Below are 12,479 nucleotides of genomic sequence, written 5' to 3'. Positions count from 1 at the left end.
ACCACGCTCCTCGGGGATCGGCTCCGGAGCGGTTCAGTGAAGGACGAGGTGCTGGCCGGGTGTGATGCGGTCCGGGTCGGCTCCGATGACGTCTTCGTTCCTGCGGTACAGGGTCTGCCAGGACTGGCCGTGCGCACGGCCGATGCCGGCGAGGGTGTCTCCCGGCCGCACGGTGTAGAGGCCGGTGCCGGCCTGCTCCGTCCGCTGTCCGGTCGGTGGATCGGCTGCCGGCTTCCGGCCGGCGCACGGGACGGGGGAGGCTGCGGAGGGCCGTACGGGCAAGGGGGTGAGGGGGGTGCAGACCGGGGTCGCGAGTCCGATGAGTTCCACCAGTCCCGTGCCGCCGGTGGGCGGGACGAGACGGGACCAGTTGTTGGCCAGCCAGACGTTGCCGGACTGGTCGATCTGCACCGCGGTGAGGTGCTGGAGTGCCTTGTTCCGGAAGCCTTGACGGGGTGACAGGAGGGTGCCGGTGGTGCTGCCGGGCGGGCAGACGGTCGTGTCCACGCCGCACAGCGTCCACACGCCGGGAGTACCGAAGCCGGCCACCCACACCCGGTCGGATCCGTCGACGGCCACCGACCAGGGGAGCGTCTTCTCGGGAAGCCTGTAGACACCCGCGACGGCGCCGTCGGGTGAGAGCCGGGTGATCTGGCTGTTGACGTAGCTGTTGAGCCAGGCGTTGTCAGCGGAGTCGATGGCGATGCCCAGGGGCCATGTGAAGGAACCGCTTTCGATGGGCGAGTTGGCCGTGGGTCTGAAGTCGGGTCCGATGACGGTGACGCTGCCACCGAACTTGCCGACGAGGGGTGCCAGGCGTGTGTTCACCAGCTGTGCGCCGCCCAGACCGGCGTTGCTGACCCACGCCCGCCCCTGGCCGTCGATCTGGACGGCGAAGGGGTGGTTGAGGCCGCCGCCGGTGACGGTGATCGCCTTGGTGGGATCGCCGTGCGGGTAGACGACCACGTTGCCTTGACCCGGTGCGGTCTCCAGCCCGTAGTTGTTCGCGATCCACACGTTGCCCCGCTGGTCGACGGCGACGCCCTGTGGATGGATGAGTCCGCCGTTCCGCCATCCCTTCGGAGGCGACAGCGGTGTGCCGGCGGCGGAATAGTGCGCGACCGAGTTGCCGCCGTAGCTGCTCATCCAGACGGAGCCGTCCGGGGCGACGGCGGCGCCCCAGTCTCCGCCCTTCATCCCACCGCCCTGGATCGGGCTGCCCAGAATCGGGCGTCCGGTGGGATCGAGCACGCTGATGTAAGGGGTGGGGTTCTGGGTGCCGGGCAGCCAGTTGTCGGAGGCCCAGACGTTGCCCTTGGCGTCGAAGGCGATGCGGCCCGGGGCGTACAGGTCGGTGTCGGTGTGGCGCAACGCCAGTATCCAGGCCGCGGGAGGTGTGGTGAGCGAGGGGGCGTAGTGGTGCGCGGTGCGTGCCAGGGCGTAGAGCTGTGCCGGAGCCAGTGTGGGGTTGCGGGCCAGGTTCGTCAGCGCCTGCGCGGTGTCCTGCGGAGCCGCGGTGCCGGGAGGTGTCGCCAGCCGCAGCAGGCTCTCGCACCGGCCGGTGTCCGCGACGCAGAGGGAGACCAGGTTGGCGAGCGTGTCGAGGGTGGCGAGGGTTTCGTTGCCTGTGCCGTTGTCGGTGCCCGTGACCGCGCCGCCGGGTCTGCCGGTGGCCGGGTCGACGAGGTTGAACGTCGTGGCGGCGGCGTTCTGCAGTCCGGGGCTCGGCCCGTCGATACCGCGCCGGCCGCTGAACTGGGCCAGGGCGTAGGCGGTGGCGACGGTGGTGAGCTCGTTGACCTGTACCCGGCTCAGCGTCCGCGCCCGGACGGCGCCACCCTCGCCGACCGCCACCACGGAGCGCAGGCGCAGCCGGCGGGCATCGGCCGACGTGGCCTCCACGTACAGCGTTCCGGCAGCGGGGGCGGCGTACGAGATCCGGAAGGCTCCGGTGGCGTCGGTCCTCGCACGGCCCAGTTCCCTGACCCCCGAGCGGGAGCCGGCGAACAGCGTCACCTGGGCCCCCCGGATCGGCTTGCCCGCGCCCGTGACGGTGCCGGACAGCGGACCGGGTGCGGCGTCTGCGGCCGCAGTGGGGGTGTGGGCGATGGCCAGGACCATGGCCGCCGCGGCTGTCGCGGTGGTGGACAGACGGAGGGAATGCCGCCGCCTCGGTCGCCCGCCGAGGGCTGCCGGCCTGCGGACGGATATGCCAGGAGAGTTCACGGTCGTCGGGCCTTTCGCTGCAGTTGCCGTCCCGCCTGCCGACGGACGACATGGGGGCGTGTCCCCGGAATGCCTTCCAGGGCCGTCCTCGACACGGACCCCCGCCTTACGGGGCGAGATGGGCCGGGTCGGAGGGCTCGTCCGACGTCGTGGCTATCCGGCCGCAGCTTCTCCGTCGCCGGGAAACGTGCGGCCGACCTCGGGCACCCTGAGAACGAACCAGCCGACCCTGACCCCGAACAGCCAGACCACGCCGAGGTACAGGTCCGGGCCGACCTGGCGCATCTCGTCTCGGACCCCGCGGGCGGCGAGGGAGATCCTGGAGTAGTCGATGACGATGCACTCCTGCTCGTCGACCAGACTCGGCCCCTTGTAGACCTGGGCGAGGAGGGCGAGCACGTCGAACGAGGTCATCCGGTTGCTCAGATGTCCGTCAGGAGAGAAGACCTTGCCCCGCCAGAGGGCCGAGCGCACCAGCCAGGCCAACGGACGGGCGAGACCGCTGCCTCCCCAGCGGATGACGCCGGTGCCCTCCAGCGGCCCCTTCGGGATGTCACCGGCCCGACTCCTGCCGAACAGCTCCATGAGGCCGTCGTCACCGGCATCCAGAAGATCACTCTCGGTAAGCGCCACATCGCCCTCCTGGCCATCGGGGAAACCGATCTCCGTCTGCCGCACTCCGGTCGCCCGGGTCGTGTGTCGAGCCGTCACGTGACCGCGCGCGCCGCGGACCGCGGGTCCGGCGGAGGTACGGGGCGGGGCCAGGACAGTGCGACGGCCCCGATACGGCCCGTACGGTCGGTTCTGCCAATGAGCTTGGACCCGGTCTGCCGCGCACCACCACCACAGTTAGGCCGATGGGGTCCCGTGGCGGCGCACGCCAGAGCGGGAGCGCATCACGTCGGGCCCGGGAGCGAAGCACCTGCTCGCGTCAGCCGGAAAGGCCGCTGCCGCCCCCGTGTCTCACCGTCGATGAGCGCGTCGAGGAACGGCGGGGACGTGGCGGTCGCCGAGCCTGCGGCGAGGAGGGCTCCTGCCACCGACGCGCCGGTCAGGGCGGCGGGCGGTCAGGGCGCCTGCTCGTCCGTGAGATCTCCCCGCCTCATGAAGCCTGGTCATCCACGGGCCGAGATCCGCTTCCGACACACGGCCAGCCGTGCGGTGACCTGAAACGATCACCGGCGTGAGTGCTCGGTGCCCAACGCCGGACCGCGTGGACCATGATGAGGAGATGACTGCCGGCTCACGCGCTCATTCGTTCAACTCGGCGGCCGTTCAGTACGAGGCGAGCCGCCCGTCGTATCCGTCCGCGCTTTTCGACGCCGTCGAGGAGTCCCTGGGCCGTTCGCTGGTCGGTCTCCGCGTCGCGGACGTCGGTGCGGGCACGGGAATCGCGACCAGGCTCCTGCGTGAGCGGGGTGCCGACGTGATCGCCGTCGAACCCGGTGACGCGATGGCCGTCGAGTTCCGTCGGGTACTCCCTGACGTGCCGGTCGTCCGGGGGGACGGCAACGCCCTGCCGCTCGCCGATTCCTCGCACGGCCTCGTCACGTACGCGCAGTCATGGCAGTGGACCGACACCAGCCGTTCCGTCCCGGAGGCACTGCGTGTTCTGTGCCCGGATGGCGCGCTGGCGATCTGGTGGAACACCACCGCCTTCGACGTGCCGTGGATCCGTGCCCAGCACGAGCGCATCGCGCACCATTGCGGCCTTCCGGCGCGTTCTGCGCGTCCCGACGGCGATGAGGCGATCCGGCTTGCGGGGCTGAGCGGCTTGCGGGTCACGCGCCGACAGATCCGCTGGCAGCGCACAGTCTCCCTCGACACACACCTCGCCAATATCAGCAGTCGCTCGGCGTTCCTCGTGCTCGGCCAGGCCGCGAACCGTGCCTTTCTCGCCGAGGAGCGCAGGCGACTGAGGGAGGCTTTCCCCGCTGAGGCGGTGGAAGAGGTCTACGTCGTCGATCTACTGGTGGCCGCTCGCTGATGCGGCACCGCTGCGAGGAGACCCCGGTCCGCCACTGACTCGCGACGAGGCGTTCCACCTCAGCCACCGGCCCGCGCTCGTGGGCGAGGACCCCAAGACGCACGGGCCGCTGTTCCCCGGCCCCCTGACGACCTGCGCCACGTCCGGCCGTCGTCCGACCGGCAGGCGGCGGTCGCGGAGGCCGGCACCGTCCCCGTCGGGCCGTCCCGCGGTCAGACCGGGCGGGGACCGGCGTCGGCGACCCGGAACACCGGCCAGCCGATCTCGGTGCGCCACCGGTCGGCGGCCCCGGTGTCGCGCGGGCCCACGAGGTAGGTCTCGCGAACCGGCCCCGCCACGGCGAGGGCGTGGTCGGCGACCCACCTGCCCAGCTCGCCGTAGGTGACGTCGATGGTGTCGTGGGTCCCCGGGTGCACGGTGACCGCCAGTTCCGCGGGCGGCAGCTCGGTGCCGTGCACGCGCCCCAGGTCCGGCACGGGGGCGGCGACCGGGACGTACACGAGCACGTCCCCGCGGCCCTCGCTGAACAGCGCGTTGTCGTAGAGGCCGCCCGGGGGGCCCGCGGGCGCGTCGACGACGGCGTCGAGCTCGGCCATGGCGCCCGCGTACCAGGGCAGCACCTCCTCGTGCGTGACCGTGCCCCGCACCGCGGCCACGCGCCGCGCGGGCGTGTGGCGCAGCTCGACGGCGACACCGGCCGGCTCGGGGCGCAGCAGCCGTTGCAGCGACGCGACGGCCGCCTGGGTCCGTGACAGCTGGTCCTGGAGCCGCTGCAGGTGTTCGCCCACCAGGTGCGCCCGCACGGCGGGGTCCGGGGTGAGCAGGATCCGCCGGACGTCGGCGAGCGGTACGTCGAGTTCCCGTAGCCGGGAGATGACCTGCGCGGTGGGGATCTGGCCGGGGTCGTAGTACCGGTAGCCGCTCGACGGGTCCACGTGCGCGGGCTCCAGCAGCCCGGCCTCGTGGTAGCGGCGCAGCGTACGGATGCTCAGGTGGGTCAGCTGGGAGAACTCGCCGATCGTCAGCACGGATCCCACTGTGCACCCTCCCGCGGGGGGAGAGTGCAGCGCTTGACCCGTGTGTCGCGGGAGGCGGCACGCTCGCCCCCATGACCAGTACCACCTCCTTTCTCCCCGATCTCACGGGGCGCCTCGCCGTCGTCACGGGCGCCGGGCGGGGCACCGGTGCCGCGATCGCGGCACGCCTGCGCGCGGCCGGCGCCACCGTGCTCGCGACGGCGCGTACCGCGCCCGCGGACGCGGCCCCGGACCCCCTGTTCGTCACGGCCGACCTGACCACGCCGGAAGGCGTCGGCACCGTCGTCTCTGCGGTGCGCGGCCGGCTCGGCACTCCGCATGTCGTCGTGCACACGCTCGGCGGCTCCCACGCGCCGGCCGGCGGGTTCGCCGCCCTCACCGACGCGCACTGGCAGGACGAGCTCGCCCTCAACCTGCTGGCCGCCGTCCGCCTGGACCGTGCGCTGCTGCCGGCGATGCGCGGCGCGGGCCGGGGCGCGGTCGTCCACGTCTCCTCCATCCAGCGGCGTCTGCCCCTGCCCGACGCCACGCTCGGCTACGCCGCCGCGAAGGCCGCGTTGACCACGTACAGCAAGGGCCTCGCCCGCGAACTGGCGCCGCACGGCGTACGGGTCAACGTGGTCTCCCCGGGCGCCATCGCGACGGAGGGCACCACGGCCCTGGTCGGCCGCATCGCCGACGCGCAGGGCATCGACCGGGCCGCTGCCTGGGAGCAGGTGCTGGCCTCGCTCGGAGGCATCCCCCTCGGCCGCCCCGCACACCCCGAGGAGGTGGCCGAACTGGTCGCCTTCCTCGTCTCCGACCGCGCCGCCGCGATCACGGGCGCCGAGCACACCATCGACAGCGGCACGGTCCCCACCGTCTGACCCACCACCGTCCGACCCGCCTCGCACCCGAGGAGAGAACCCGCATGACCCCGAACGGCTTCCCCGACCTGCCCGTCCGCGTCCGGACGTACCTCGACGCCCACGCCCGCCACGACGTGCCCACGGCGGCCGACTGCTTCGCACCCGCCGCCGCGGTCGTCGACGACGGCCGCACCCACCGCGGCCGTGTCGAGGTCCGGGCCTGGCTGGACCGGACCTCGACCGAGTACAGCTATACGACCACCCCGCTCACCGCCGTCCCGCACGACGACCGGCACTGGACGGTGACCCAGCGCCTCGAAGGCGACTTCCCCGGCGGCACCGTCGACCTCGCCCACGCCTTCACGCTCGACGACGACGGACGCATCACCGGACTCACCATCACCCCGTGCATGTGAACGTCCCGCGGGGGCCGGGGGCAGCGGGGCGTGATCGTCCGACCGGGTGACTTCCGTGTTCACGCGGCGCCGCAAGAAGGGGGGTGAGCAACCCCTGTTGATCCTGTCGACCGACCGGCGGCAGGGCCGTTGCGAGGACGTACGCGGCTCTGGACATGCCGGCGACAGACGCAGGTACCCGTGCGCGCCGCCGCGCCCTCAGCCCCCCGCCTTCGGGTGGCACCCCGCCCGGCGAGCCCGCTACCGCGCAGGGCGCATCTCGGCCGCCGGGTTCTCGTCCGGGTGCCGAGCCGCCTCCCGCCGGTCCAGCGACGTCAGTACGGGAGCCGTCATCACCGTGGTGACCAGGGCGACGACGACCAGGACGCCGAAGAGGGCCGGCGAGGCGATGCCCGCGTTGAGGCCGACGTTGATGGCGATGAGCTGCATCAGCCCGCGCGCGTTCATCAGCGCGCCCACCCGCAGGGCGATCTCCGGCGGCTCGCCCAGCATCCGCGCCGCCGCCCAGCAGGCGCCGAACTTGCCGATGATCGCCACCGCCACACAGGCGACGGTGAACAGGATCACACCGCTGCCGGACAGCAGCGTGAAGTCCGTGTTCAGCCCCGAGTAGGTGAAGAACAGGGGCAGGAACACGATGCGGCTGATCGGTGCGATGGCCGTCACGGCGCGGGTCGCCACCGGGTCGCGGGGGAAGACCACGCCGAGGCTGAAGGCGCCGAACACGGCGTACAGGCCGATGCGGTCGGTGTACCAGGCGGCGAGGAACAGCAGGAGCACGGTGACCAGGAGCATGTGCTCCTCGGTGAGCCGTCGCGCCCGTTCCAGGGCCCTGGCCCGGACGCGGAGGAAGGCGCCGAGGAACACGGCGAGCCCGGCCGCGCCGCCCACGGCCAGCAGGAACGTGTCGGCGTTGCCGCCCGCCATGCTCAGCACCATCGCCAGCAGCACCCATGCCACGGCGTCGTCCAGCGCACCGGAGGCCAGCGCGACCGAGCCGAAGCGGGTGTCGGTCAGGCCGCGTTCGGTGATGATCCGGGCCAGCATGGGGAACGCGGTGATGGCCACGGTGACCCCGACGAACAGTGCGCCCACCGTGGGCGAGACACCGTCCGGGTAGAGGTCCACCGTCCCGTGCGCCGCCCAGGCCAGCCCGGAGCCGAGCAGAAGGGGCACCACGACGCCCGCCGCCGAGACGGGCACCGCCGTGCGGCCCACCGACCGAAGCCGGTCGGTCCGGAACTCGTAGCCGGACAGGAACATGAAGACGACGAGACCGACCTGCCCGGCCACGTACAGCACGGGCCGCATCTCGTCCGGGAACAGGGACTTCTCCAGGCCGGGGGAGAGCAGGCCGAGAACGGACGGCCCGAGGGCCACCCCGGCGACCATCTCCCCGACCACGGGCGGCTGGCCGAGGCGGCGCAGGAGCAGACTGACGAGACGGCAGACGCTGAGGATGACGGCCACGGCCAGGAAGAACGCCGGGCCCATCTCGGTGGTGGACAACGATGACTCCTGGGGGAGGAGACCCATGGAGTCCCGTGCGGGCCCGTGCGGAGCCGGGGACGTCCACGAGGGTCTGCGGGGATGACGGCTTCACGTCCTTTGGCCCGGGTACGGGCAGGCCGTAACGCCGTGCTCCCGTCCCGCCCCGGCGCCCGGCGCACCGCCGGCGCCCAGCGGGCGGCCTTCGGTGTCGTACCGGGCGAAGTACGTCGTGGCGGGCTTGGTACGCCGGGCGTCCAGCACCATCCAGGTGCCGAGGACCAGTTGCAGCAGGCTGCGTCCGACGTCCTCGGCCCGGTCGCGAACGGCCAGCGCCGTGCGCAGCGCGACCCTGGTGGCCCGGGAGACGGGCCGCTCGCGGGGCAGCAGCAGACAGGGAGCGCGGTGGGGGATGGAACGGGTGTGCCCGACCGGTGAGTCGAGCACGTAGCGGGCCAGCACCTCCCGGGTCGCGGCGCGCATCACGACCGGTGCGAGGCGCCAGGCGGGACAGGGCCGGTTGGCGGCGACGCCGAAGGGGATGTGGTGGGCGTTCTTCGCGGACCGCGTCGCCCAGCGTTCCGGATCGAAGCGCTCGGGATCGGTGTGACCGGTGGCGTGGTAGTCGGGGTAGCTGAAGGTGAGGACGGAGCCCGCCGGGATCGTGGGCAGGCCGTCGAGCGCGATGTCGGCGGTGGTGATGCGATGCGCCACCCCGAACAGCGGGAACAGCCGGAACGTCTCGTTCATGACGTACGACAGATAGCGGTCGTCGTCTGGCGTGTCCGCCGCCCTCCGCTGCACGTCCGGGTGCTGGGCCAGGGCCAGCAGGAGATGGGCCATCGCCTCGGACATCTGGACCACGGCGGTGTTGAAGAAGGTGCCTTGCAGATAGAACGCCTGCTGGCGGGGGGTCAGACCGCCGGGCAGCTCGTGGGGCACATCACCGGCGGCCAGCCGGCGCAGCAGATAGCGGGTCAGCCGGTTCCTGCGGCGCATGTGGCGCAGCCGGATGCACTTGAGGGCGTCGACCACGTCGGTGGCGTTGCCGACGATCAGCCGCCGGGCCTCGGCCGGGCAGGGCTCTCGGAAGACCAGTTCGTAGAAGAACTCGGCCCACACCGGCATCATCAGGTCACGCAGCCGCACGGACCGGGTCCGACCGGTGTCCGCCGTCTCCAGGATGCGCCGGGTCGCCCTCGCCGCGGCGGCGTACAGCTCGGCCGACGGGCCGGAGAGGATGGCGAGCGTCCGCCGGGCCACCTCGTCGTAGCGGGGACCGGCCTCCAGATGCTCCTGGTGGACGTCGGCGCCGGGCGCGAGCCAGTACCAGAACAGGTCGGACAGTGCCGCGCCCCTGCTGCGGCCCCCGGCGGCGGGGTGGCCGTAGACCTCCTGGAAGCGGTCGGCGCCGAAGACGGCGCTGGGCAGCGGTATGCCCTCGTCGCCGTTGACACGGGCGAAGACCTTCATCCTCAGGGCGACGACCCGGCCGGGCAGCCAGGCGGGCAGGGACAGCAGCAGTGCGCCGCCCAGCGCCGTCGCCGCCGTCGTCCTCCGGTTCACCATGTGCGTTCTCCTTCCGGCCGGTGACGCGGGAACCCGCGTGTGACGACTTGGTCGGCCGTGAGGTCCCCTGGCCGGTGCCCGCCACAGAGGGCGAGCACCTGGGCGAAGTCCGCGCGCAGCGCGCTCAGCAGTTCCCTCACCCCGTCCTCACCGGCCGTCGCCAGCGCCCACAGCACCGGCCGCCCCACGCCGGCGGCGACCGCTCCCAGGGCCAGGGCGAGCGCGATGTCGGTGCCGCGGCGCACCCCGCCGTCCATGAGGACCGGTATCCGTCCCGCGACGGCCTCGGCGACGGCCGGCAGCGCCTCGACCGCCGCCGGAGCGGCGTCGAGCTGCCGTCCCCCGTGGTTGGACACGAGCAGCGCGTCCACGCCCTGCTCGACCGCCGTTTGCGCGTCCGCCGGATGCAGCACGCCCTTGAGGACGAGGGGCAGGTCGGTCAGGTCGCGCAGCCGCCGCAGATCGTCCCAGCCCGCCGGCCACATGGCGATGTCGAGGGTGCCGCCGGGCGCGGCGCCGGGCAGGTCCCGCATGTTCTCGGCCGCGAGACCGGGCGGCAGGTCGTGGAAGCCGTTGCGCAGGTCCCGGGTGCGGCTTCCGAACACGGGGGAGTCGACGGTGACCACGAGGGCGGAGCAGCCGGCCCGCTCGGCCCGGCGCACGAGTTCGGCGGTGACCTCGTGTTCCGGCTGGAGGTACAGCTGGAACCAGACGACGGCCTCCGGGTCCCTCGTGCGGGCCGCCGCGACGACGTCCGCGACGGCGATGGTGGCGGCCATGCCGGTGACCAGCGGGGTGCCGGCCGCGGCGGCTGCACGCGCGGTGGCCAGTTCGCCGTCGGGATGCGCGAGACGGTGGAAGGCGGTCGGCGAGACGAAGAGCGGCGCCGGCCACTCCCGGTCCAGCACACCCACGCGCGTGCCGGGGCCGGGGCCGCCGCGCAGCACCCGGGGGAGCAGGGCCAGCCGGGCGAAGGCGTCCTCGTTCTCCCGCAGTGCCGTCTCCTCGCCCGCCCCGCCGGCGATGAAGTCGTAGTGCTCCGGCCGCAGTTCCGCGCGGGCCCGGAGTGCCAGTGCGGCCGGATCGTACGCCGGGCCCGTCCGCGGGCCGGTCACGGCCTGGGCGCGGCGGCTGCTCCGCCGGCCGGGAGACCCTCCCCGGCGGAGAGCCGGGAGGCGAGGAAGGAGCCGAGCGGGCCGACGTGGACGTCGGGGTCGTCCCACTCGTTCTCCAGGTTCTCCGTGAGGTGGTGTTCCGCGACCGGCTTGCCGGTGCCGTCCGGCAGGAACTGCCGTACCACCGGGTGGAGATAGCGTGCGTCGAGGCCACCGGTGTCCCGCTGGGGTGTCCTTGTGACGGTGACGTCGAAGGGGTCGACCTGGTCGTGGTCGGCGCCGTACTCCAGGGTGACGGCGAAGTAGCCGGCCAGGGCCCCGAACTCGCCCCGGGCGGCGGCCTCGTGCAGATGCGCCACCGGGACCTCCTCGCAGTACCGGGTCCCGCCGTCGGTGCCGAGCAGCACCGCGTCGCCGAGGAACCCGAACAGCTGCCACAGGGCGGAGGTGCGGTTGACCCGCGTGATGATCGCGTCGCTCACCGCATCCGCGGTGGCGGGCAGGTCGGCGTGCGGCCAGTCCCGGTCGTGGTACCGGCGTTCGAGTATGCGGCTGAGCGCCTTCGCCCCGTACCGGAAGCCGTGGATGAAACCACTGGTGGACTTCTTGAAGTCGAGGGACTGGGTGATCGTCCCGGCGAAATACAGGCCGGGTACGTTCACGGATTCCCACGCGCTGGTGAGCAGCGGGAATCGGTCCTTGACGACGAGATCGGGACGGCAGTCGTCGTCGAATATCGAGGCGTCGAAGCGGAATCCGGTGGCCAGGATCACCCGGTCGTACGGGATGTCTTTCACCACTTCCTCGACGCGTGCGAATCTGACGCTCACCAGATAAGTGCCGTCCGGCTGCCGTGCTATGCGCAGGATGTCGCCGTCCAGTACGGCGTTCTGTGACTTGAGCTGATAGGTGTCGAGGAAGTTGTTGTTGACCGCGCGGAGATGTCCGACGAAGTGAGTCCGCCAGGCGAGTTTGAGGGAGCCGGGTCCGGCGACGTGGATGACGGCGGCGGTCTCGATGAGATTGTCGGCGGTCTCGAAAGCGGAATTGCCGCGCCCGATGACGAGGACGCGCTGGTCGGTGAAGGCCGCGGGGTCGACGGTCACCGTGTCGTAGCGTTCGGCCTCCTCGACGCCCTCGATGTCCGGCACGTACGGCCGGGAGACCCCCGTGGCGACGAGGATCCGGCGCGCGCGGATAACGTTGCCATTCTGGTCCGTCGCCGTGAAGAGGCCGTCCGTGGGCCGGGTGACGCGGGTGATCCGGCTGTCGAGGCGGAGGCGCAGTCCCTGGGTCCGCGCGAAGTCCGCCAGGTAGCGGACCATGTCGTCGGCCGGCGGGAAGTAGCGCGGGGAGTAGGCGGTGAAGAGCGGTCCGTCGTCCGAGAGGAGGGAGTTCCAGTCAACGCGCAGACGCAGTTCCGGATCGCTCCAGCCGGTGTGCACCTTGTTGGACGAGATAAGCGTTCTGTGTCGGGGGAAACGCGTGAAGAAGGCTCCTGGAGCGTCGCTCTGCTCCACGATGAGGTAATCTCGGCCGTTCTTTTCCAGGAAGTAGCCGGCCTGGAGGCCCGCGGGGCCGCCGCCGATGACGAGATAGTCAACCTGCGTTAAAGCGGACATGGATTCGTCCTGCCTTCCGTGGGGGCGGAAAGGACCTTACTTGATGGTTAAAGCACTGAGCCAGACCGCCTCGGTGTGACGTAGGTCACTTGCTCCTCCGGTCGGTGAATTTCTTCCCTCGATTAACGTGGGGCGTGTTTGACGGTCCGAGTGAGCCCATTCGCCGTTCGG

At 72.1% G+C, this 12,479-nt stretch carries 10 protein-coding genes; 3 read left to right on the top strand and 7 right to left on the bottom strand.

What is annotated here, in order from left to right:
• Window positions 1-33: 33 nt before the first annotated feature.
• The gene (locus AB0N63_RS12485) at window positions 34-2,121 is read right to left on the bottom strand and encodes a LysM peptidoglycan-binding domain-containing protein (RefSeq protein ID WP_365527748.1); all 2,088 of its coding nucleotides are present in this window, start codon (window positions 2,119-2,121) and stop codon (window positions 34-36) included.
• A 258-nt stretch (window positions 2,122-2,379) separates the two neighbouring features.
• Window positions 2,380-2,859 carry a hypothetical protein gene (locus AB0N63_RS12480; protein WP_365527745.1) on the bottom strand — a complete coding sequence of 160 codons (480 nt, stop codon included), beginning with the start codon at window positions 2,857-2,859 and terminating at the stop codon, window positions 2,380-2,382.
• A gap of 598 nt (window positions 2,860-3,457) precedes the next feature.
• Between AB0N63_RS12480 and AB0N63_RS12475 the strand changes: the two genes are divergently transcribed.
• On the top strand, window positions 3,458-4,213 hold the full coding sequence (locus AB0N63_RS12475) for a methyltransferase domain-containing protein (protein ID WP_365528149.1): 756 nt from the start codon (window positions 3,458-3,460) through the stop codon (window positions 4,211-4,213).
• Window positions 4,214-4,425: 212 nt separating this feature from the next.
• On the opposite strand, the gene AB0N63_RS12470 is transcribed toward AB0N63_RS12475, so the two are convergent.
• Entirely contained in the window at window positions 4,426-5,241 is an 816-nt protein-coding gene (locus tag AB0N63_RS12470; protein WP_365527743.1) for a MerR family transcriptional regulator, read from the bottom strand.
• Window positions 5,242-5,321: 80 nt separating this feature from the next.
• On the opposite strand from AB0N63_RS12470, the gene AB0N63_RS12465 reads away from it, so the two are divergent.
• Window positions 5,322-6,116: an SDR family oxidoreductase gene (locus tag AB0N63_RS12465; protein ID WP_365527741.1), complete on the top strand. Its 795-nt coding sequence runs from the start codon at window positions 5,322-5,324 to the stop codon at window positions 6,114-6,116.
• A 44-nt stretch (window positions 6,117-6,160) separates the two neighbouring features.
• Window positions 6,161-6,514: a nuclear transport factor 2 family protein gene (locus AB0N63_RS12460; RefSeq protein WP_365527739.1), complete on the top strand. Its 354-nt coding sequence runs from the start codon at window positions 6,161-6,163 to the stop codon at window positions 6,512-6,514.
• Between the two features lie 240 nt (window positions 6,515-6,754).
• Here the strand turns inward: AB0N63_RS12460 and AB0N63_RS12455 are convergent, their stop codons facing one another.
• The 4 genes from AB0N63_RS12455 to AB0N63_RS12440 all read right to left on the bottom strand — a co-directional run bounded on the left by AB0N63_RS12455 (window position 6,755) and on the right by AB0N63_RS12440 (window position 12,308).
• Window positions 6,755-8,023 carry a cation:proton antiporter gene (locus AB0N63_RS12455; protein WP_365527737.1) on the bottom strand — a complete coding sequence of 423 codons (1,269 nt, stop codon included), beginning with the start codon at window positions 8,021-8,023 and terminating at the stop codon, window positions 6,755-6,757.
• Window positions 8,024-8,113: 90 nt separating this feature from the next.
• Window positions 8,114-9,571, bottom strand: a complete 1,458-nt coding sequence (locus AB0N63_RS12450) for a cytochrome P450 (RefSeq protein WP_365527735.1) — start codon at window positions 9,569-9,571, stop codon at window positions 8,114-8,116.
• Window positions 9,565-10,686, bottom strand: coding sequence for an alpha-hydroxy acid oxidase (locus AB0N63_RS12445; RefSeq protein ID WP_365527733.1), 1,122 nt, complete (start codon window positions 10,684-10,686; stop codon window positions 9,565-9,567). Before AB0N63_RS12445 ends, AB0N63_RS12450 begins: the two co-directional genes overlap by 7 nt.
• Window positions 10,683-12,308 carry an NAD(P)-binding domain-containing protein gene (locus AB0N63_RS12440; RefSeq protein ID WP_365527731.1) on the bottom strand — a complete coding sequence of 542 codons (1,626 nt, stop codon included), beginning with the start codon at window positions 12,306-12,308 and terminating at the stop codon, window positions 10,683-10,685. The genes AB0N63_RS12445 and AB0N63_RS12440 overlap by 4 nt, the downstream gene beginning before the upstream one ends.
• Window positions 12,309-12,479 lie beyond the last annotated feature (171 nt).

Source organism: Streptomyces sp. NPDC093260, assembly GCF_040683715.1.
Classification (GTDB): domain Bacteria; phylum Actinomycetota; class Actinomycetes; order Streptomycetales; family Streptomycetaceae; genus Streptomyces; species Streptomyces sennicomposti.
Note: the sequence above shows the minus strand (reverse complement) of the source record. Positions and strands in the feature narration are given on the sequence as shown.

Excerpts from the sequence above, each read along its gene's own strand:
- AB0N63_RS12485 (WP_365527748.1), bottom strand. The coding sequence starts at position 2,121 with ATGGTCCTGGCCATCGCCCACACCCCCACTGCGGCCGCAGACGCCGCA.
- AB0N63_RS12475 (WP_365528149.1), top strand. The coding sequence starts at position 3,458 with ATGACTGCCGGCTCACGCGCTCATTCGTTCAACTCGGCGGCCGTTCAG.
- AB0N63_RS12465 (WP_365527741.1), top strand. The coding sequence starts at position 5,322 with ATGACCAGTACCACCTCCTTTCTCCCCGATCTCACGGGGCGCCTCGCC.
- AB0N63_RS12460 (WP_365527739.1), top strand. The coding sequence starts at position 6,161 with ATGACCCCGAACGGCTTCCCCGACCTGCCCGTCCGCGTCCGGACGTAC.
- AB0N63_RS12450 (WP_365527735.1), bottom strand. The coding sequence starts at position 9,571 with ATGGTGAACCGGAGGACGACGGCGGCGACGGCGCTGGGCGGCGCACTG.
- AB0N63_RS12440 (WP_365527731.1), bottom strand. The coding sequence starts at position 12,308 with ATGTCCGCTTTAACGCAGGTTGACTATCTCGTCATCGGCGGCGGCCCC.